The following is a 20,503-nucleotide window of genomic DNA, read 5'->3' as shown; positions in this document are numbered from 1 at the left end:
TACTGGTGGCGAAGCGCGATGTAGGCAGATGGTTATCGTTATGGGCTCGGTTTCATGACGTCGATGCGTGCCTGGTCGACCAGTGCGAGGTGGCGTTGCAGCCGTTCGTGGCGGTCAGCCAGCAACAGGCGCTTGCTCCATTGCACGGCCTTTGTCGACTGTTTCGCGGCCAGCTGGGTGGCCAGCTGCAGCGCTTCTGCCCAGGGGTCATCCACGACCCGGTTGATCAGGCCGATACGCAGCGCCTCGGTGGCGTCGAAGGCGCGCGCGCTGAGCAGGATATCCAGCGCCGCGGCCTCGCCGATCAGGCCGGGCAGGGTAATGGCGCTGAATCCGGACAGTTGCCCATGGCCGACCTCCGGGAAGCTGAAGCGTGTGTCGTGGCGGGCGATACGGAAGTCGCAGTGGATCGCCAGGCTGATGCCCAGCCCCAGGGTGTGGCCATGCAACGCTGCGACCACCGGTTTGCTGAATGGGCGGCCGACCCCGGGCAGGGCGCGCGCCAGCGCCTCGGTACTCACCGTACGCCCGGTCGCTTCGATCTCTTTCAGATCCGACCCGGCGCAGAACGCGCGCTCTCCACTACCGCGAATGACCACGGCACGTATCTCGGTACTGCGCTCGGCGTGCTCCCATGCGGCAGCCAGTTGCGACTTGCCTTCGCTATCGAGCGCGTTCAGACGCTCCGGGCGGTTCAGGGTGATCAGCAGTACGCCATCAGCCACCATTTGGTATTCGACTGTCATGTATTCAGGCCAGGAGGAAGATGCCAGGGAAATTCGCATTGCCACTTGAGCTCTGCGTGAAAGTGAGGAAAACTTAAATCAATGTGCATAATTCGCACAATATGTTTTCTATATGAACAAATTATCAGTGGCTTCGAAACGGTTATAAAAGATGAAAGCGATAGTTCTAAAAGGCTTCGGAGGTCCGCAGCAACTGCAGATCGAAGAGCGACCCGATCCCCGGCCAAAAGTTGGCGAAGTACGGGTCCGCATTCACGCGGCGGGTATCTGCCACCATGACCTCATGCATCGAGCCGGACGCTTGCCGGGGGCGGCGGTTGGCGTGGTGCTCGGTCATGAGGTGGCGGGTGAGGTGGTCGAGCTTGGCGAGGGGCCTAACCATCTTGCCGTGGGTGACCGGGTAGTGGTTTATCAGCGACGCTTCTGCGGCACGTGCCGTGAGTGCGCACGCGGCCGTCAGGATCTGTGCCGCGCCCTGGGCCTGCCCTCGATCGACACGGAAGGCGCCTATGCCGAGTATCTGTGCGTACCGGCCGCATCGGCCGTGGTGCTCCCAGATGGCCTCGATTACAGCCTGGCCGCCCTGGCCTGTTGCCCGATTGCCACCAGCGTGCGGGCGCTCACGCTGGCCGGTCTGCAGCCAGGCGAGCGGGTGCTGATCAACGGCGCCAGTGGCGGGCTCGGTGCACACCAGATTCAGATTGCCCGGGCACTCGGTGCCCATGTGATCGCCACCACCGGCACCGCCGCAAAACGCGACTTCCTGCAATCGCTGGGCGCGCACGAGGTGATCGTGGCGGGTGAGCAGGGCTATAGCGCAGACGTCTGGATCTGCACCCGTAAACAGGGCGTGGATGTCGCCATGGAAAACCTCGGCCACACCCTGCCCGATACCCTGCGCGCCATGGGCATGGGGGGGCGAGTGGTGGTGCTGGGCAATGTCGAGGGCCGTGAGGTGAGCATCGCCCCTGGCCTGCTGATCGGCCGACGCATCTCCGTTCAGGGCTCGGGCAGTGCGACCCTGGAAGACCTGCGCCGTGCCCTGGCGATGATCGCGGCGGGGCAGGTTCGTCCGCTGGTCGACCGCGTTCTGCCGTTCACCGAAGTCGCCCGCGCCCATGCCCTGCTGGATGCGCGGCAGGTCAGCGGGCGTATCGTCATGAGTGGGTGGTGAGTGTGGATATCGGTAATCTGTTCGCCCAGGCAGCGTACAAATGGCCAGATGCCGAAGCGCTGCGCGAAGTGTCCAGCGGTCGTACGCTGAGCTTCGCCGAACTCGACTCGGCGCTGCTGGCCGTCGGCCAGGCGCTGCAAACGCTGCAGATCGGCCCGGGTGAACGGGTCGCGCTGCTCGCCGACGCCAGCATCGATTACCTGCTCGCCGACTACGGCATCATGGCCAGCGGCCGCGTCCGGGTGCCGCTGGACGGTTCGCTGTCCCTCGCCGAGCTGCTGGCGCAAGTGCGCGATGCCGGGGCGGCGCTCCTGCTGTTCTCGGCCGAGCACCAGGCGACTGCCGACGCATTGAGCGCGCAGGGCATTCACTGCGAACCCCTGGCCCGGATCGCCGGATACCCTGTCACGTGCGGCAGACGTCGCGTTATCCAGGCGCCAGACGAGCTGGCCTCGCTGAGCTATACCGGCGGCACTACCGGCAAGCCCAAGGCCGTCATGCACAGCCATGCCACGCTGGTGGCGGTACTGCAGAACATCGTGATGGCACGGGGTGCGTTGCCGGGCGACGTGCTGGTCAACGTGCGGCCGTTATGGCCCATCGCTGCGGTGGCGGTCCTCGGGCATCTGCTCAGCGGCGGCCGTGTACTACTGGCCGGACGGTTCGAAGCGAAGCATTTCATTGCCGTGTTACAGCACCAGCAGGCGGCCTTCACCTCACTGGTGCCGACCCAGCTGTTGCGCCTTCTGCGCGAGAGCGGTTCGGAGCCCGCCAGGCTGCCGGCACTCAAGTGCGTCGATGTGGGCGCCGCGGCGATGTCGCCCGAGGTTTTCGAGGGTGCATCGCGACTGTTCGGCGAACGCCTTGGCGTGCTTTACGGCATGACCGAGGCCCCCTGGAGCTGCTACCTGCCGCCCGCGCAATTGGCACAGGCACGCCACCGCGGCGAAAGAGTCGAGGGCCTGGTCGGCAGGCCAGTGTTCTCGGCGGGCATGTGCATCCACCAGCCGGATGAGCAGGGCGTCGGCGAAATCCTTCTCGCCGGGCCGCAGTTGATGCGTGGCTATTGGCGTCAGGCCGAGCTGAGCGCGAGTGTGATGCACGAGTCCTGGCTGCGCAGCGGCGATCTGGGCGTGATGCTCGCCGGTGGCCTGTTTCGGGTCTTGGGGCGCAGCAAGGACACCATTCGCAGCGGTGGCAAGTCGGTGCAGCCCAGCGAAGTCGAACAATGCCTGCAGGCGCATGCGCAGGTGGCCGATGTGCATGTCTTCGGCCTGCCTGACGAAGAATGGGGCGAGCGCGTCTGCGCTGCCATCGTGCCGCACGGAGAGCCGACTCGCGAGCAATTGCTGGCGCATTGTCGTGCCCAGTTGTCGCGCTTCAAAGTACCCAAGCAGCTGTTTTTCGTCGCCGAGTTGCCGCGTTCGCACTATGGCAAGGTGCAGCGCAAGCGCTTGCTGGAGCTGCTGGATTGAGCCTCAGGCGGTCAGCTGTGCGGAAACCCCCTCGCAGGCACGGCGCACATGGCTGGCCAGGGTCGAATCGGGTGTCATCTCGTCGGCCATTTCCAGCCCCGCGACCACCAGTGCGCCGACCGCCTGGCCATGCTTGCCGAGAACCGGATAGGCGACGGAGGTCAGCCCGGCCTTGAACACGCTGTCGCCGAACGAAAAGCCGCTTTGCCCGCGGATACGTTGCAGGATCGGCAAGGCCTCGTCGTGGCGGGTTCTACCGAGCAGTTCGAGAACGGCCGGGTCGCTGTAGGTGGCGAGGATCGCCTGGCCGCTGGGAACACGTTCGATGGGAAATTGATCCGCCAGGTCGACGATCACGTTGAGCGGTGTCGAAGGGGTCCACATGCGTTCGATCAGTACCACCTCATCGCCTACCGGCATGGAAATCGACACGATGGCCTGGTGGCGGTCGATCACCCGCTGCAGCTCGATGGCGTAGGGCAGGGCGATGCGGCGCAGGTTCAGGCGATTGAGGTAGGCGGTGGAGTAGATCAGGCTCTCCGGCCCGATACGATAATTACCGGCTTGCGGCTCGATCAGCTTCCAGTGAGCGAGGGTTTTCAGCAGGCGGTGGATGGTGGTGCGGTCGATGCCGGTCAGGCGTGCCAGCTCCAGCGCGCTGCCGCCCTGCTTGAGGCTGGAAAGGGTCCTGAGCAGCAGCACCGCGCGATCGATGACCTGCACTCGCCCGTCGTTGGCAGTCTTTTCCTTGCCGGTTGGTTCGAGAGGGGCGTGTGAGCTATCCATGGGTGTCCTGGCGGGTACGTTCAGCTGGGCGCTAAGGGTAACGGTGATCGCGATTGCGGTGAAGCCTTGTGCGTATCGCCCGTGATTGCCCTCAGGGCCAGCATGGCGGAGAGACGCCGCCGATGCCTGACGGATCAGGCCGCTGTGCGGCTAATCCGGCCTTAGGCGCAGGCGCACGGCGATATCCGGCTGGTCGATGAACAGGCCGTCGATGCCGGTGGCCAGGAAGGCACGCACCTCCGCGTCGATATCCCCGCGCTCTGCGGGGCTGCTACCCCGTTGCAGCTCTGTGGGCAGGAACTGGTTTTCGGCACGGAAGGTATAGGGGTGCACCAGCAGCCCGGCGGCATGGGCGTCGGCGACGAAACGTGTCGGTTCGCCCAGGCTGCCGTCCGCCTCGCGGGGGATGACGTAACCCTTGTCAGGGCCGACGCCATTGGCGTATTCGGCGACTGCCCGCAACCCGGCAGGCGTGGCCATCTGTGCATAGGTCAGCGGGTTGCCCTGCACGACCTGGTCATGGGGCTGGCCCTTGCCGTACAACTGCACCAGGCGCAGTGAACCGAGCTGGCGTAGCGCTTTCAGGTTGCTCACCTCGAACGACTGGATATACACCGGTGCCTTGGCATCGCGATAACCGTTGTGGGCGAGGATGTCGACCAGCGGCTTGTCCATGTTCAGGCCCAGCTGGCCGAAATGCTGGGGGTGCTTGGTTTCGATATACAGGCCGATCTCACGGCCCTGGCTGACCTGCAGTGCTTTCACCAGGTCGATGATTTCCTGCAGGGTGGGGATCTCGAACTGGCCATCGAGGCGGGTATTGCCCGGGCGGATATCGGGGATCCGCTCGATGGCGCGCAGGCGCTTGAGTTCGGCCGCGGTGAAGTCTTCGCTGAACCAGCCCTCGAGCTCGGCGCCATCGACACTGGCCTTGCGCTTGCGGTCGGCGAACTCCGCGTGCCTGGCCACGTCGGTGGTCAGGCCCAGCTCGTTGTCGTGGCGGGCGAACAGCTGGCCGTCCTTGCTCATCACCAGGTCGAGCTCGACGTAGTCGGCGCCTTGCAGGACGGCGACCGCATAGGCGGCGAGGGTGTGTTCGGGCAGGTAACCGCTGGCGCCACGGTGCGCGATGATCAGCGGTTTGCCATCGTCGGCGCGCTTGGCGGCGGGCGCTGCCGGGGTATCGGCGTTTGCCGCGAAGGGCACCGCGAGCAGGGCGCCGAGCAATAACAGACGGGGCTGGCTTAGGGGCATCGGGCATCTCTCCTGGGCCACAGTGGCCGGTGGTTTTCCAACAGCCTGCACCGACAAAGATGGCGTGGCGATGACAGTGCGGCAAGTCTGCCAGCTGTGGTCGGCACGGGGGCTCTGTTATATTCGCCGCCATGACGACTCGACTCCCTCTCTGCCTGATCGCCGCCCTCGCGGAAAACCGCGTGATCGGCCTCGATAACCAGATGCCCTGGCATCTGCCGACCGACCTCAAGCACTTCAAGGTCAAGACCCTCCGCAAACCAATCATCATGGGGCGTAAGACCTGGGATTCCCTTGGTCGTCCGCTGCCTGGGCGGCTCAACCTGGTGGTCAGTCGCCAGGTGGACCTGCGACTCGATGGTGCTGAAGTCTTCGCTACGGTAGAAGCTGCCCATCAGCGTGCCGAAGCCTGGGCTCGTGAGCAGGGTGTCGACGAAGTGATGCTGATCGGCGGCGCCCAGCTTTATCAACAGGCGCTATCGATTGCTGATCGTCTGTACCTGACTCGGATTGCCATTAGCCCTGAGGGGGATGCCTGGTTTCCCGAGTTCGACGATGCCCAGTGGCAGCGGATTGAGCATGCAGATCATCCGGCAACGGATTCTGAACCGGCCCTTGTTTTTGAGACGTGGGCACGCCGCTAGTTTTTATTCGGCTCAGTTCTTGGCATCCCGTGAGAGCACCGCAGCATGAGTGTCCCTACCCCAGACTCCGGCGAGCGGGTAACCATTGCCGACTTCTTCGTCCGTCACCCGCTTTGGGAGGATGCATTGGCGCTGGTCCTCGGCACCGCGATGGTCGCCCTGGGCATCACCTTCTACAGCCACGCCGGTTTGCTGACCGGTGGCACGGTGGGGCTGGCCTTTCTCCTCAAGTACCTGGCGGGCTGGCCATTCGGCGCAGTGTTCTTCCTGCTCAACGTGCCGTTCTACCTATTGGCGATCTGGCGCATGGGCTGGGCGTTCACCCTGCGTACGGTCTGTGCGGTCGGCCTGGTGTCACTGCTTGCCGAGCTGACGCCCTACTGGGTCGGCTTGGCGGCGCTCAACGAGTTGTATGCCGCGCTGTTCGGCGGTTTCGCCATGGGCCTTGGGTTGCTGATGCTGTTCCGTCACCGTGCCAGCCTGGGCGGTGTGAACATCCTCGCGCTGTATCTGCAGGAGCGCTTCGGGTTGCGCGCCGGCGCCGTGCAGATGGGGGTGGACGCCGCCATCGTGCTGGCGTCGATCTTCGTCGTCGCCCCGGAAAAGGTCGCCCTGTCGGTACTCGGTGCCGTGGCACTGAACATGGTGCTGGCCATCAATCACCGCGCCGGTCGTTACATGGGCGTGAGCTGATAGCGACCTCGGGTGAAATCACGGATTTGTAGGAGCCGCGCCCTCGTGGCGAATGGTGCAGGCGGCACCGATACCAGGCTGCTGGCGCAATTGATTCGCGCCGAAGGCGGTGCTCCTGCAGGTGCCTGCGACGCGATCAGCGCTCGATCTTGGCGGGGCTTTCCGGCAGGAACCAGTTGAGCAGCAGGGCGCAGATGCCGCCGGTGGCCACACCGGACTCCAGCACATTGCGCAGCGCCGCCGGCATGTGGGCGAGGAACTCCGGCACCTGCGACACGCCGAGGCCGAGGGCCAGGGACACGGCGATGATCAGCAGCGCGCGGCGATCCAGGTCGATGCCCGCCAGGATGTTGATACCCGAGGCCGCCACGGCGCCGAACATCACCATGGCCGCGCCGCCGAGTACCGGCTCCGGTACCGCCTGGATGACCCCGGCCACTGCCGGGAACAGGCCGAGAATCACCAGCATCAGGGCGATCCACACGCCGATGTGGCGGCTGGCGATGCCGGTCAGCTGAATCACGCCGTTGTTCTGGGCGAAGATCGAGCTGGGAAAGGTGTTGAACACGCCCGCCAGCAGCGAGTTGACGCCGTTGACCAGCACGCCGCCCTTGATCCGCTGCATCCACAGCGGGCCTTCGACGGGCTGCTTGGACACCTTGCTGGTGGCGGTCACGTCGCCGATGGCTTCCAGGGAGGTCACCAGGTAGATCACCAGCATCGGGATGAACAGGCTCCAGGAAAAGCCAAGGCCGAAGTGCAGGGGCGTCGGCATCTGGAACAGCTCGGCCTGGTGCATGCCGGTGAAATCCAGGCGCCCCAGGTAACCGGCCAGGGCATAGCCGACCAGCAGGGCGATGACGATCGCGCAGCTGCGCATCCACACCACGGGAATGCGGTTGAGCACCACGATGACGGCCAGTACCACGCCGGACAGCAGCAGGTTCTCGCCGTTGGCGAAGGTGCCGTTGGCCATGGCGCCGTAGCCGCCCCCCATGCTGATCAGGCCGACCTTGATCAGCGTCAGGCCGATCATCAGCACGACGATGCCGGTGACCAGCGGGGTGATCAGTTTCTTCACGAAAGGCAGGATGCGCGAGATGCCGATCTCGATGAACGAGCCGGCGATCACCACGCCGAAGATCGCCGCCATCACGCCCTCTACCGGCGTGCCCTGCTTGACCATCAGCGCGCCGCCGGCAATCAGCGGGCCGACGAAGTTGAAGCTGGTGCCCTGTACCACCAGCAGCCCGGCACCCAGCGGGCCGAAGCGCCGGCACTGCACGTAGGTGGCGATACCGGAGATCACCAGGCTCATGGAAACGATCAGGTTGGTGTCACGGGCCGACACGCCCAGGGCCTGGCAGATCAGCAGGCCGGGGGTGACGATCGGCACGATGATCGCCAGCAGATGCTGCAGTGCGGCGAGGACGGCCACCAGCGGACGCGGGCGGTCTTCTAGGCCATAGATCAGTTCGCCGCTACGCTGGGAATCACCTGGTTGCATGGTCGTCGCCGCCTGGAAAAGCGGCGGATTCTACTGCCTGACCGAGGCAATCCCAAGTGGCATTCGCCAGGCCGAATGAGAAGATGGTCAGCGGCGGGGGGCGAACCTTCCATCGTGGAGGTGAGTCTGACGCCCGACCGAGACCAACGCCCGGCAGACAAGGAGCACCCATGATCAACATATCGAAAGCCGCCGGCCCGTGGGCCGGGAAAGCACAGGCAGTCGTGGCATGAGCGGCTTCCCGGACGATATCGACCTGCAGGCGTTCTGGGACGACAGCGCCTACGCACGCAAGGAATTCACCGATGTGCCGCCCAGCGACGCTCTGGTCGCCGAGCTCGAAGCGGAACTCGGCTACCGGTTGCCTGCGTCCTATGTCGCCTTCATGCGGCGGCACAACGGCGGTACGCCGCACAGGTGCTGCTTCCCCACCGAGGAGCCGACCTCATGGGCCGAGGACCATGCTGCCATCACCGGTTTCCTCAGCATCGGGCGGCACAAGCGGTATTCCCTGTGCGGTGAACTTGGCAGCCGTTTCATGATGGAGGAGTGGGGCTACCCGGATATCGGCGTGTACATCTGCGATTGCCCGTCCGCCGGCCACGACATGGTCGCTCTCGACTACCGCGCCTGCGGTCCTCAGGGCGAGCCACAGGTGGTGCATGTTGATCAGGAGGGCGACTACCACATCACCGTTCTGGCCAGGGACTTCGAGACCTTCGTGCGCGGGCTGGTCAGCGAGGAGGCGTTCGATACCGCCGAGGAGGACTTCCAGGAAGACCTGCGCCGGGTGACCCAGGGCGAGTTTTCCGAAATGCTCGCGCCGCTGCTGGACGACTTCCCACCGTTCCCGCGCATCGGCGAAGCCGTCCGCGCGATCGCCCTGCAACTGCTCGAGGAAAAACGCTATTTCGCCCTGCATGCCGACCCACTGTCTTACCTGCTGTACGACGTGCAGTTCTGGGTCTACCAGTACCGCCATCGCGTCGAGCGCCGCCAGCAATACCTCGAGGCCTACTCGCCAATGATCGCCTTCGGCGGACGCGGCTTCAGCACCTGCGGCTATGCACCGGGTTTCGTCGAAGACTGGTTCACGGCGCGCTTCAACGCCCGGGAACTGATCGAAAGCAGGCACGGCATCGTGTTCAGCGAGGATTTCCGGGGGCAGTTGGTCGAGCGCCTGCGTAGCTTTGTTGCCGTGACCTGAGGGGGCAGGGCTGCATAGGCTCATGCCAGCCCTGTACTGCACCCATCTTCGTTTAACCATGCCTGCCTGAAAGCTGTCCGCTGCCGGCTTTTCACCGCCGCCGCCGCTCTGGCTCGCGGCGGGATCGAAGCCGCTCTAAGCTAATCATTAAATGTTATTGGAAAGATATTTCTTATAACCATATTTTTCTCGCAACAGCGCCAGACGGCGCTTCGGCACCTGGGATCAACCGCAGCGGTGCCACTTGCGAGGAGTCGAACGTGAAACGAACCATCAAAGCCCTGCTGCTCGCTGTCGCTGCGGCAACCGCTGTTCAGGCCCATGCCGCCGACATCGTGATCGGCTACCAGACCGGCGTGGATCCATCCAAGGTCGCCCAGGCCGACGGCGCCTATGAAAAGGCCATTGGCCAGAAGCTCGACTGGCGGCGTTTCAACGCCGGCCCTGAAGTGGTGACTGCCCTGGCCTCCGGTGACGTGCAGATCGGTAACCTGGGTTCCAGCCCCCTGGCCGCTGCAACGTCGCGCAAACTGCCGCTGGTGGCCTTCCTGGTCGCGGCGCAGATCAATGCCGCCGAAGCGCTGGTGGTGCGCAACGGCAGTGGTATCGACAAACCCGAGCAACTGGTCGGCAAGACCATTGCCACGCCGTTTGTGTCCACCTCCCACTACAGCCTGCTCGGTGCTCTGAAGCACTGGAACATCGACCCGGGCAAGGTGAAGATCGTCAACCTCAATCCGGCCGAGATCAATGCCGCCTGGAAGCGTGGCGATATCGACGGTGCCTTCGTCTGGTCGCCGGCTCTGGGTGAAATCAAGCGTGACGGCAAGGTGCTGACCGACGCTGCCGAAGTGGGCAAGTGGGGCGCGCCGACCTTCGAAGTCTGGGTCGCCCGCAAGGATTTCGCCGAGAAGCATCCCGACGTGCTGGCCAAATTCGCTGGCGTGACACTCGACGCCTTCGCCGACTACCAGGCCAATGCCGCCACGTGGACGGCCGACTCCGAGCAAGCCAAGAAGATCGCCAAGCTGATCGGCGCCAACGCTGCCGACATCCCTGAACTGCTCGCCGGCTCCGCCTACCCGAACGCCCAGCAGCAGGTCAGCGCCGACCTGCTCGGCGGTGGTACTGCCAAGGATATCGCCGGTACCGCCGAATTCCTCAGGGAGCAGAAACGCATTCCCGCTGTGTTGCCGGATTACTCGGCGTACGTGAGCACCGAGTACGTCCGCCAGGCCCAGTGATACCCAGCGTTACGTTCACGCCACGTTTCGCCCCTCCCCGGAGGGGTTTTTTTACTTCACGAGGTACGCATCATGAGCCGACTGAACGCCGAGCGAGCCCGCCTGAGTTTCAATCGTCGCGGTCATTCCCAGGTCATTCTCGATGGCTTCGATCTGCAGATCGACAAGGGCGCATCGGTGGTCGTGCTCGGCCCGTCCGGCTGCGGGAAATCCAGCCTGCTCAACGTGTTGGCCGGCTTCCAGCCGCTCGACAGTGGTCGTGTGCAGATTGACGGCCGCACCCTGCAAGGCCCTGGCGGCGAACGTGGCGTGGTGTTCCAGGATGACGCCCTGATGCCCTGGCTCAACGCCCTCGACAACGTTGCCCTGGGCTTGCGCCTGCGCGGCCTGAGCAAGGCGCAGCGGCATGCGCGAGCGCTGGAGGTGCTGGAACTGGTCGGCCTGGCCAGCCATGCCCAGCATCGGGTTGCCGAGCTTTCCGGTGGCCAGCGTCAGCGCCTGGGCCTGGCCCGCGCGCTGGCCGTCGACCCGGATTTTCTGCTGCTCGACGAGCCTTTTGGCGCCCTCGATGCGCTCACCCGCGAGCGCATGCAGGTGCTGCTGCTCGACGTCTGGAAACGTACCGGCAAGGGCCTGTTCCTGATCACCCACAGCGTCGATGAGGCGCTGTTTCTCGCCACCGATCTGATCGTGCTGGATGGCCCACCTGCGCGCGCAGTGATTCGCCGGCAACTGCCGTTCGCCCGCCGTTACCTCGCTGGCGAGTCGGTGCGCTCGATCAAAAGTGACCCGGCCTTTGGCGAGCTGCGCCAGGAGCTGCTCGATGTCTTCCTTCAGGAGTCCGCCGACCATGCCTTCTGATGCACTGAAAAACACCCTGAACGACCGCAGCCGCCGTTTCGTGATCCGCTTCGACCGCCGCCGGGTAGCCGCCTTCGCTACCTTGGCGGCGTTGGCGGGATTATGGTGGCTGGCCACCCATCTGGGCTGGGTCGACACGATCTTTCTGCCGGCGCCCGAACAATTGTTGGTAGCCCTCGAGGGCCTGCTGCAGGACGGCTACCTGGATGCCACGCTCTGGCAACACATCGGCACCAGCCTGTGGCGCGTACTGATTGCCACGCTCGCTGCGGTGGTCACGGCCGTGCCGCTGGGCATCGCCATGGGCCTTAACCCGACACTCAATGCCGCCCTCGACCCGCTGGTGGAGTTCTACCGGCCGATCCCGCCGCTGGCCTACCTGCCGCTGATGGTGATCTGGTTCGGTATCGGCGAGCTGTCCAAGGTGCTGCTCATCTACATGGCGCTGTTCGCGCCCTTGCTGATCGCCACCGTGGGGGGCGTGCGCCGGGTCGACAAGGCGCGTATCCAGGCGATTCGCTGCCTGGGCGCCAACCGCCTGCAGGTGGTGCGCCACGTGATTCTACCCAGCGCCCTGCCGGACATCCTCACCGGTTTGCGCATCGCCCTCGGTGTCGGCTGGTCGACCCTGGTGGCCTCTGAACTGATCGCCGCCAACCAGGGCCTGGGTTTCATGGTGCAGTCCGCGGCGCAGTTTCTCGCCACCGACGTGGTGGTGGTCGGCATCCTGCTGATCGCCTGCATCGCCCTGACCTTCGAGCTCGGCCTGCGCGCGCTGCAGAAGCGCTACGCCTCCTGGAACTGACTGCTGAACGGGAGCGAATAGAGAAAGACCTATGACCATGGTATTCGAACGTATCGGCCAGGCCCTGGGCGCGCGCGTCACCGGCGTCGACCTGAGCCGCCCGCTGGATGCCGAAAGCTACGCGATCTTGCGCCAGGGGCTGCTGGAGCATCAGGTGCTGTTTCTGCGCGATCAGTTGCTGACACCGCGCCAACAGCGCGATGCGGCAGCCATGTTCGGCGATCTGCATGTCCACCCGATCTATCCGAAGGTCGAGGGCCAGGCGGAAATCCTCCTGCTGGATACCGACCTCAACGACCTGCGCGACAACGCCCTGTGGCACTCCGATGTGTCCTTCATCCAGGCGCCGCCGCTGGGCTCGCTGCTCAGCGCACGGCGTGTTCCGCCCCACGGCGGCGATACCCTGTGGGCCAGTTGCTCGGCCGCCTACCAGGGATTGTCCGCACCGATCCGCCACTTGCTCGATGGCCTGAGCGCCGTGCATGACCTGACCCTGTCGTTCCCCCTGGCGCGATTCGGCACTACGCCCGAGGCACTGGAAAAATGGAACGCCGCTCGGGCTGCCAATCCACCTGTGACGCACCCTGTGGTGCGCGTGCACCCGGAGACGGGGCGCAAGGGGATCTTTGTCAGCGAGTCATTCACCACGCGGATCGTCGAGCTGGAACCCGGCGAAAGCGATGCACTGCTGAAGATGCTGTTCAAGCAGATCGCCAAACCGGAGTTCAGCGTGCGCTGGCAATGGCGCCAGGGCGACCTGGCCTTCTGGGACAACCGCCTGATCCAGCACTATGCCTGCGACGACTACCGCCCGCAGCGGCGCATCATGCACCGTGCGACGATTCTCGGGGATCGGCCGTTCGGGCCTTGAAGCAGCTGCAAGCCATAAGCTCCCAGCGGCAGCTCGAGCCTTGGGAGCGGGCCATGACCACGATTCGTGCGCATGGCGCACTCCCACAGATAACGGTGTAGGGGCGACCCAGGCTTAGAAGCTGTACTGGGCTGAAACCGTGAAATTGCGAGGTGCCCCATAGACGCTTCGACCACCGAAAGGCTGGCTGGCCAGGCCTTCGTAGTAGGTCTTGTCGAGCACATTGTTGACGCTCAGTTGGGTCAGTAAATGCTTGTTGACCTGATAGCTGGCCATCAGATCAACCAAGGTATAGGCATCCTGCTCGACCCGTGACGTCTGGGTGATGCCAGTGGCCGTATTGGTGTAGGTTCCGACGTTGTAAGTGCGGTTCTGCCGGTATACCGAACCACCGATTTTCCACCGGCTCAGGTCACCAGGGAGTCGGTAGTAGGTGCTGAGTTTGAACAGGTGTCGGGGCACATCCGTATCGAACAGACGCCCGACATTGCCCGGGTCGCTGTCCTGTTTGTATTTGGCCTGCGTATAGGTGTAACCGGCCGCCACCTCCCAATTGGGCATGAGAGTACCGTTGAGCTCCAGGTCGATACCCTGGCTGCGAACCTTGCCCGATGCTTCATAGCAGGGCATGCCGTTACAGCCGGTATCGCTGACCAGACGGCCGCGGTTTTCCTGATCGATCTGAAACAATGCTGCGCTGGCATTCAGCGCGCCACCGAAGTATTCCCCCTTGACGCCCATTTCGTAGTTCTTGCCGGTAATGGGTTCGAGCAGGCTCTGGTCGATGGTGATCGACGTCTGCGGTTGAAAGATGTCCGTGTAGCTGATGTATACCGAGTGCTGCGGATTCAGCTCATAGACCAGTCCCCCATAGCGAGTCACTTCGCGTGCAGTGTTGTAGTGAACGCTGGGGTTGTTGCGAATATCCTGATCGTAGGCGTACCAATCCAGACGCCCACCCAGGATCAGCTTGAGTGGATCGGTCAGGCTGAGCCGGGTGGTCGCGTACAGGCTCTTCTGCGTGGTTTCGGTAAGCGTGCCGTAGGTATGAGTGACGTTCTCCGGCTTGGGTCTCGCGCCTGAATCCCAGTTGCCGAGGTCGGCAATACCGAAGTTGGGCGCGTAACCGCCGCTGGTTTCCTTGCTCGACTCGCGATAGCTGCCGCCGAGAACCAGTTCATGCTCGCGGCCCAGCGCCTGGAACGGGCCGCTCAGGTAACCGTCATAGCTGGTCTGATCGTAGGTGGAGTTCTGCTGGACGGTGCGCTGCTGCCAGGTATTGCCGGTGGGCCGTACGAAGGAGGCGAGGATATCCGACGTCGTCCAGTTCTTCACCGCAGCCAGGCGCAGGTTCCAATCATTATCGAAGTGATGCTCGATTTCGGCGAAAACACCTTTGGTGTCCTTGTCCCAGTATTCCCAGTCGTTGCCGAAGTAGGTGGATCGGGACAGCCCCAGGTCACCGCCATCCGGGCCGACCGGTATGCCGCCCCAGGTGGTGGTGTTATTGTCGTTCTGGAACGAGCCCCCCAGGGTCAGCATCGTGCGCTCGCCGAGGTCGATCTCGGTAATGCCGTAGAGCAGGCCCAGTTCGCTGGACTCGACGTCACGGAAGCTGTCCTTGTCATTGTAGCTGGTGACCATACGCCCGCGAACCGAGCCGCTATCGTTTAGCGCGCTTGAGGCGTCCAGCCCGCTGCGGTAGTTATCCCAGCTTCCGGCGCTGCCGGATACGCTGACTTTGGTGTCGCGGGTCGGCCTTTTACGCACCATGTTGATCGCCGCCGAGGGCGTGCCGGCGCCCTGCATCAGGCCAGTGGCGCCGCGCACGATTTCTACCCGGTCATACATGGCCAGATCCGGCGATGGCACGAAGTCGCCGTCATAGGACGTGGGCAGGCCGTCGTACATCAGGTTCTCGACCTGAAAGCCACGTGAGTAGATCAGTGGGCGCACGGCACTGAACTTCTGCACCGTCACGCCCGGGGTGGATTTCAGCGCATCCTCGAGGGTGATCATGTTCTGATCGTCCATACGCTGGCGAGTGACCACGGTGACCGACTGCGGGGTTTCCCGGGTGGTCAGCGCCAGCTTGGTCGCCGTGCGCATGGCACCCGTGGTGTAGGAGCCGCTACTCTCGGTGGTTTCGCCCAGGCCGCTGGCGTTGATACTGGTCGCGCCCAGTTCCAGTGAACCATCGCCTTCCTGCGACGCTTCCAGTGCGTAATTGTCTCCGGCCTTGAGCGGTCGCAAACCGGTACCGGCCAGCAACCGGGCCAGGCCTGCATCCACCGAATAGCTGCCGTTTAGCCCAGGGCTGCGTTTGCCCGTGGTCAGCCGCGAATCCACCGAAAGCAGAATGTCGGCTTCGCTGGCGAAGCGATTCAGCGCCTGGTCGAGATCCCCCGCGGGGATGGCATAGGCGCGGGTCTGTTCGGTGGCGGCCGATTGCGCCTGTGCGCTGGCTACGATCAGCAAGGGGCTGGTGGCCAGCAGGCTGGTGAGCAGGACTCGGGTGATCGACAGGCTCAGTGTCGAGCGGTGGGATGCAGGCAGGTACGGCATTCTGGATATCCTCTGAGAATGCGTCTTTATTGGGTTCAAGAGGTATCCCGAGCGAGCGGGTGAAACCGACAATGGGTTGTGGAAATTATTTGCTGATTGCTCTGACATGCACGTGATGATCGTTCCCACGCTCTGCGTGGGAACGCATGTCAGGACGCTCCGCGTCCGTCAGGTTCAGCAGTCGCCGATGGTTCGAGGCGCGGAGCGCCATACGTGGCATTCCCACGCGGAGCGTGAGGAACGAGCAGAGGTCAGCCTCTCGGTCGCACGGTGACCCAGTAGCGGGTGACGCGCTGTACTTGCACAGGCAGCGATTGCTGCAAGGCGGTCAGCACACGGTCGGTATCGGCGAGCGGGAATACGCCGGTCAGCGGCAGCCTGGCGACTGCCGGATCGCAGCGCAGCACGCCGGGGCGGTGACGCGCCAGCTCGCTGAGGAATTGCCCCAGCGGCATGCGCTCGGCGATCAACCGGCCCTCGTTCCAGGCGATGCTGTTACGGTCTGCCCGGCCAATGGCGGTGGCGCGCTCGGCACTGAACCAGCGTTGCTGGCCGGCGAGCAGACGGGAGGGTGGGGCGCTACGTGGGCGCAATTCCAATTCGCCTTCGTAGAGTTCGACGCGGCTGCCGCCGTCGATCTCATACACCGAGAAGTGCGTGCCGAGGGCCTGGATTTCGCCGGCGGCGGTCTCGACGATCAGCGGGCGGCGAGCGGCATCATGGCCGCTCTCCAGCAGCAGCTCGCCCTTGAGCAGCCGGATGCGTCGTTCCGTTTCGCTAAAGCGGACATTCACCGCGCTGTCGCTGTTCAGCGCCAGCCGGCTGCCATCGGCGAGGATGCGCTGCAAGCGTTCGCCGGTGCCGCTGCGCAGATCTGCCATGGCTTCGCGCCAAGGTAGCTGCGACTGGGCCAGGTATCCGCTGCCGCCCGCCAGCAGCGTCAGGCCGAGCATCTTGAGGGTCTGCCGACGACGTGCGTCAGGCTGCTCGCGCAGCACGGCGCTGGCGGTGTGGGCGGGAACGCCAGCCAGGGTACCCTGCAAGCGCTCCAGGCGTTGCCAGGCGCGCAGGTGTTCGGGGTCGCAGGCCTGCCAGTCTGCGAAACGCTGGCGTTGCTCGGCATCCAGTTCGCCGCCCCAGTGCAGCATCAGCCAGTGGCTGGCCTGTTCGACGATGGCCGGCGGGATGGGTGCATCGCTGGCGCGCTTCATTCCGCGTACAGCACCTGATAGCAGGCCGAGATGGCGCGCAGCATGTACTTCTGCACCGAGCTGACGCTGACCTGCAGGCGTTCCGCGATCTGTGGATAAGTCAGGCCTTCGAACTGCGACAGCAGGAAGGCTTCGCGTACCTTGGTGGGCATGGCGTCGAGCATCGCATCGATCTGCAGCAGGGTTTCGATGACCATGGCGCGGGTCTCCAGTGACGGCGACTCGGGTTCTGCGAGGTGAGCGATGCTCTCGAGGTAGGCCCGCTCGATCCGCTGCCGACGCCACTGGTCGATGATCAGATTGCGTGCGATCTGGGTCAGGTAGCTGCGGCCTTCGTCGATGCTCGGCAGGCGGCCGCTGAGCAGCAGGCGCAGGAAGGTGTCCTGAGCGATATCCGCCGCCTGTTCGCGGTCGCCCAGGCGCTTGCGCAGCCAGCCATGCAGCCAGCCGTGATGATCGCGGTAGAGCGTATCGACGCTTTGCAGCGTTGATGGGGGCGGAGCGCTGGACACCGAAACTCCCTTGGCGTGCGCCAGTGCGGATAAGAATTGATCGCGATTGTAGGAGGGCTGTAGGCCTTTGGGAACAGGCGTGAGCGCAAATCGCCAATGGCCCAGCAAGAGAACGCTGCCGGAAACTCTGCAAAGTCGGTAAAGAAGTGGCCCTTTCTGGAGGTGTTATCCGTCTTGGTAAGTAAGCACGCTGATCAAGCTGTGCTGCCCAGCCGGATCGAATGAGCGCGGAGCGCCCGGGGATGCATGCCCGGGCGGGGCATGGGAACGATCGAAAGCCTGGGAAGGCTTCTCGTCTTTTGGAACAGGGTTGACCCTAAATGGCTGACAGCCACCCCCTGTAGAGGCTCCCACGCATAGCGAGGGAGCCGGTCAGTAGGTATAGCTGAGAGAGTTCATGACATTGCGCGGCGCACCGTAGCTCACGTTGTTCCCTGCCATGGACAGGTAGTACGCCCTGTTGAACAGGTTGTTGACGTTGACCGACGCGGACAGGTTCGCTCCATGAACTGATAGGAATAATTCTCATCCTGGTCTGCGGCACTCCAGGCGAGCAATCGCCAGTGGCATGACAATCGAAAACCTGAACTTAGCTGCGTTCTCCGGGGACTGATTGAGTAAGGGCACCCAGCCCATTTTCATCTACCAGCCCTGGAGGCGGATATGTCGGATCATCACACCTACAAGAAGGTCGAGCTGGTGGGCTCGTCGGCAACCAGCATCGAAGATGCCATCAGCAATGCCCTGGCCGAAGCCAGCAAGAGCATTCGTCATCTCGAGTGGTTCGAAATCACCGAAACCCGTGGTCACATCGCCGATGGCGCAGTGGCTCATTATCAGGTCACCCTGAAGGTCGGCTTCCGCGTCGCCAACAGCTGACCGTGGTAGCTGCGGTACGCTGACTTGTCATAACGGCAATCTGCGGCTTTATTGAAACGGGCCGCTTTTGGCGCCCGGACTGGTTCATTGGTAACGAGGGAGCGTTTGTGATGAGAAAAGTGTTGTTTGCAGTGGGTTTGATGGCCCTGGCCGGTTCGGCATTCGCCGCCAAGGATTGCGAAGAGCTGAAGAGCGAGATCGATGCGAAGATCCAGGCCAAGGGCGTTGCGTCCTACACCCTGGAGATCGTCGACAAGGGCAGCGTCACCGACCGTCAAGTGGTAGGCAGCTGCGGCGGTGGTACCAAGGACATCGTCTACCAGCGCAACTGATGCCGATGATCGAAAAGCCGGCTCACGGTTTCCGTGCAGCCGGCTTTTTGCTGCCTGCCCTGTGCGCCGGGTTGGCCCGTGGCGGGTTGGGGGCGTAGAGTAAGACCTACCGTTTTACTCGGATAAGGCCAAGGCTTTATCCACAGCCAAGGTTCTTCCTCATGTCTGCACTCGCGAAACTTCCCTTCTCCGTTCTTGACCTGGCGCCGATCCGCGACACCGGCAGCGCGCAGCAGGCGCTGCACAATTCCCTGGCCCTGGCCAGGCACGTCGAGTCCTTGGATTTCAAGCGTTTCTGGGTCGCCGAACACCACAACATGGATGGTATCGCCAGCTCTGCGACGGCCGTGCTGCTCGGCTATCTGGCCGCTGGCACCTCAGCCATCCGCCTGGGCTCCGGTGGGGTGATGCTGCCCAACCACGCGCCGCTGGTGATCGCCGAACAGTTCGGTACCCTGGCGACCCTGTATCCGGGGCGCATCGAACTGGGCCTTGGGCGTGCGCCGGGCGCCGATCAGTTCACGGCCCAGGCGTTGCGTCGCGAGCGCTCCGGCAGCGCCGACGATTTCCCCCAGGACGTTGCCGAGCTGCAGCGCTACCTCGGCCCGCGTACGCCGGACCAACGGGTCATCGCGGTGCCCGGAACCGCTACCAAGGTACCGATCTGGCTGCTCGGCTCCAGCCTGTTCAGTGCGCAGCTGGCGGGCCAGTTGGGGCTGCCCTATGCCTTCGCCTCGCATTTCGCGCCGCGTTACGTGCACGAGGCCATCCGTATCTATCGCAATACCTTCACGCCATCCGAAGTGCTCGACGAACCCTACGTGATGCTCGGCGTGCCACTGATGGCCGCGGATACCGACGAGCAGGCCGAGTACCTGGCGACCTCGGCCTACCAGCGCATCCTTTCGCTGATTCGCGGCCAGAGCCTGGTGCAGCGCCCGCCGGTGGCATCGATGGAGGGCCTGTGGCTGCCCCACGAGCGCGATGCCGTCGGCAGCTTCCTCGGCATGGCGGTGATCGGCGGGCCAGAGAAGATCCGCGCGCGGTTGGAGGTGCTGCTGGAGCAGACCCAGGCCGACGAGCTGATCTTCACCTGCGACCACTATGACTTCGCCGATCGCCTGCACGCCTTCGACATCCTCGCCGGGCTGCGTTGATCGCTCGTTGGCCCGCCAGCCATCGAGCGTCTATGAAACCCTGCGGACCGCGCCCGGCAAAAAACTCGAACTTGCCTGCCTGCTGCCTCTCTCAACTCAGTACCCCTCATCAACAGGAGCGTAGAGATGAAAAAGACAGCATCGGCCCATTGGCAGGGCGGCATCAAAGACGGCAAGGGCACCATTTCCACCCAGAGCGGCGTGCTCTCCGGACAGCCCTACGGTTTCAATACCCGTTTCGAGGACAAGCCCGGCACCAACCCGGAAGAACTGATCGGTGCGGCGCACGCCGGTTGTTTTTCCATGGCATTGTCCAAGGAACTGGGCGAGGCGGGCATGACCGCCGAGAGCATCGATACCAGGGCCGAAGTGACCCTCGACAAGCAGGACGGCGGCTTCGCCATCACCGCGGTGCACCTGTCGCTGAAGGCCAAGGTGCCGGGTGCCGACCGCGCGGCGTTCGAGAAAGCGGTGGAAACCGCCAAAACCGGTTGCCCGGTTTCCAAGGTGCTCAACGCGGAAATCACCCTGGAAGTGGTGCTGGAGGCCTGATCGGCTGCCCAGTCCCTCTGCACATCGG

General features: G+C 63.8%; 20 protein-coding genes. 13 read left to right on the top strand and 7 right to left on the bottom strand.

All coding sequences use genetic code 11. The features are described from left to right. Nucleotides 1-38 precede the first annotated feature (38 nt). Nucleotides 39-746 (bottom strand): enoyl-CoA hydratase/isomerase family protein, encoded by a 708-nt coding sequence (locus BLR94_RS04680; protein WP_084303612.1) that lies wholly within the window; start codon nt 744-746, stop codon nt 39-41. Between the two features lie 151 nt (nt 747-897). Between BLR94_RS04680 and BLR94_RS04675 the strand changes: the two genes are divergently transcribed. Continuing rightward, nucleotides 898-1,920 (top strand): alcohol dehydrogenase catalytic domain-containing protein, encoded by a 1,023-nt coding sequence (locus tag BLR94_RS04675; RefSeq protein WP_084303611.1) that lies wholly within the window; start codon nt 898-900, stop codon nt 1,918-1,920. After that, entirely contained in the window at nt 1,917-3,395 is a 1,479-nt protein-coding gene (locus BLR94_RS04670) for a class I adenylate-forming enzyme family protein (protein ID WP_244158080.1), read from the top strand. The genes BLR94_RS04675 and BLR94_RS04670 overlap by 4 nt, the downstream gene beginning before the upstream one ends. Nucleotides 3,396-3,398: 3 nt before the next feature. Here BLR94_RS04670 and BLR94_RS04665 read toward each other — a convergent pair whose 3' ends face one another. After that, nucleotides 3,399-4,181, bottom strand: a complete 783-nt coding sequence (locus BLR94_RS04665) for an IclR family transcriptional regulator (protein ID WP_084303610.1) — start codon at nt 4,179-4,181, stop codon at nt 3,399-3,401. 150 nt (nt 4,182-4,331) lie between these two features. After that, nucleotides 4,332-5,435, bottom strand: a complete 1,104-nt coding sequence (locus BLR94_RS04660; protein WP_084303609.1) for a glycerophosphodiester phosphodiesterase — start codon at nt 5,433-5,435, stop codon at nt 4,332-4,334. Between the two features lie 131 nt (nt 5,436-5,566). Between BLR94_RS04660 and BLR94_RS04655 the strand changes: the two genes are divergently transcribed. After that, nucleotides 5,567-6,079, top strand: a complete 513-nt coding sequence (locus tag BLR94_RS04655) for a dihydrofolate reductase (RefSeq protein WP_084303608.1) — start codon at nt 5,567-5,569, stop codon at nt 6,077-6,079. Between the two features lie 45 nt (nt 6,080-6,124). Continuing rightward, nucleotides 6,125-6,772: a YitT family protein gene (locus BLR94_RS04650; protein WP_084303607.1), complete on the top strand. Its 648-nt coding sequence runs from the start codon at nt 6,125-6,127 to the stop codon at nt 6,770-6,772. Between the two features lie 136 nt (nt 6,773-6,908). Here the strand turns inward: BLR94_RS04650 and BLR94_RS04645 are convergent, their stop codons facing one another. Further along, entirely contained in the window at nt 6,909-8,279 is a 1,371-nt protein-coding gene (locus BLR94_RS04645; protein WP_084303606.1) for a uracil-xanthine permease family protein, read from the bottom strand. A 229-nt stretch (nt 8,280-8,508) separates the two neighbouring features. Between BLR94_RS04645 and BLR94_RS04640 the strand changes: the two genes are divergently transcribed. The 5 genes from BLR94_RS04640 to tauD all read left to right on the top strand — a co-directional run bounded on the left by BLR94_RS04640 (nt 8,509) and on the right by tauD (nt 13,267). Next, complete coding sequence (locus tag BLR94_RS04640; RefSeq protein WP_084303605.1) at nt 8,509-9,486, top strand: SMI1/KNR4 family protein; 978 nt, start codon at nt 8,509-8,511, stop codon at nt 9,484-9,486. Between the two features lie 260 nt (nt 9,487-9,746). Continuing rightward, the gene (gene tauA, locus BLR94_RS04635) at nt 9,747-10,730 is read left to right on the top strand and encodes a taurine ABC transporter substrate-binding protein (protein WP_084303604.1); all 984 of its coding nucleotides are present in this window, start codon (nt 9,747-9,749) and stop codon (nt 10,728-10,730) included. Nucleotides 10,731-10,802: 72 nt separating this feature from the next. Next, nucleotides 10,803-11,591 (top strand): taurine ABC transporter ATP-binding protein, encoded by a 789-nt coding sequence (locus BLR94_RS04630; RefSeq protein ID WP_084303603.1) that lies wholly within the window; start codon nt 10,803-10,805, stop codon nt 11,589-11,591. Further along, nucleotides 11,581-12,396 carry a taurine ABC transporter permease TauC gene (gene tauC / locus BLR94_RS04625; RefSeq protein ID WP_084303602.1) on the top strand — a complete coding sequence of 272 codons (816 nt, stop codon included), beginning with the start codon at nt 11,581-11,583 and terminating at the stop codon, nt 12,394-12,396. Before BLR94_RS04630 ends, tauC begins: the two co-directional genes overlap by 11 nt. 31 nt (nt 12,397-12,427) lie before the next feature. Further along, on the top strand, nt 12,428-13,267 hold the full coding sequence (tauD, locus tag BLR94_RS04620; RefSeq protein ID WP_084303601.1) for a taurine dioxygenase: 840 nt from the start codon (nt 12,428-12,430) through the stop codon (nt 13,265-13,267). Between the two features lie 114 nt (nt 13,268-13,381). On the opposite strand, the gene BLR94_RS04615 is transcribed toward tauD, so the two are convergent. The 3 genes from BLR94_RS04615 to BLR94_RS04605 all read right to left on the bottom strand — a co-directional run bounded on the left by BLR94_RS04615 (nt 13,382) and on the right by BLR94_RS04605 (nt 17,555). Continuing rightward, on the bottom strand, nt 13,382-15,832 hold the full coding sequence (locus BLR94_RS04615; protein ID WP_084303600.1) for a TonB-dependent siderophore receptor: 2,451 nt from the start codon (nt 15,830-15,832) through the stop codon (nt 13,382-13,384). Nucleotides 15,833-16,083: 251 nt separating this feature from the next. Next, a complete protein-coding gene (locus tag BLR94_RS04610) occupies nt 16,084-17,043 on the bottom strand; it encodes a FecR domain-containing protein (RefSeq protein ID WP_084303599.1) in 960 nt (319 codons plus the stop codon). Next, nucleotides 17,040-17,555 (bottom strand): sigma-70 family RNA polymerase sigma factor, encoded by a 516-nt coding sequence (locus BLR94_RS04605; RefSeq protein ID WP_042553647.1) that lies wholly within the window; start codon nt 17,553-17,555, stop codon nt 17,040-17,042. Before BLR94_RS04605 ends, BLR94_RS04610 begins: the two co-directional genes overlap by 4 nt. A 663-nt stretch (nt 17,556-18,218) precedes the next feature. On the opposite strand from BLR94_RS04605, the gene BLR94_RS04600 reads away from it, so the two are divergent. The 4 genes from BLR94_RS04600 to BLR94_RS04585 all read left to right on the top strand — a co-directional run bounded on the left by BLR94_RS04600 (nt 18,219) and on the right by BLR94_RS04585 (nt 20,475). Beyond that, nucleotides 18,219-18,434 (top strand): dodecin, encoded by a 216-nt coding sequence (locus BLR94_RS04600; protein ID WP_084303598.1) that lies wholly within the window; start codon nt 18,219-18,221, stop codon nt 18,432-18,434. A gap of 110 nt (nt 18,435-18,544) precedes the next feature. After that, nucleotides 18,545-18,766, top strand: a complete 222-nt coding sequence (locus BLR94_RS04595) for a DUF1161 domain-containing protein (RefSeq protein ID WP_084303597.1) — start codon at nt 18,545-18,547, stop codon at nt 18,764-18,766. A 161-nt stretch (nt 18,767-18,927) separates the two neighbouring features. Beyond that, nucleotides 18,928-19,923, top strand: coding sequence for an LLM class flavin-dependent oxidoreductase (locus tag BLR94_RS04590; RefSeq protein ID WP_084303596.1), 996 nt, complete (start codon nt 18,928-18,930; stop codon nt 19,921-19,923). A 126-nt stretch (nt 19,924-20,049) separates the two neighbouring features. Next, the gene (locus BLR94_RS04585; RefSeq protein ID WP_084303595.1) at nt 20,050-20,475 is read left to right on the top strand and encodes an OsmC family protein; all 426 of its coding nucleotides are present in this window, start codon (nt 20,050-20,052) and stop codon (nt 20,473-20,475) included. Nucleotides 20,476-20,503 lie beyond the last annotated feature (28 nt).

Source organism: Phytopseudomonas flavescens (genome assembly GCF_900100535.1).
Classification (GTDB): domain Bacteria; phylum Pseudomonadota; class Gammaproteobacteria; order Pseudomonadales; family Pseudomonadaceae; genus Aquipseudomonas; species Aquipseudomonas flavescens.
This window is presented reverse-complemented; position numbering and strand designations above follow the sequence as displayed.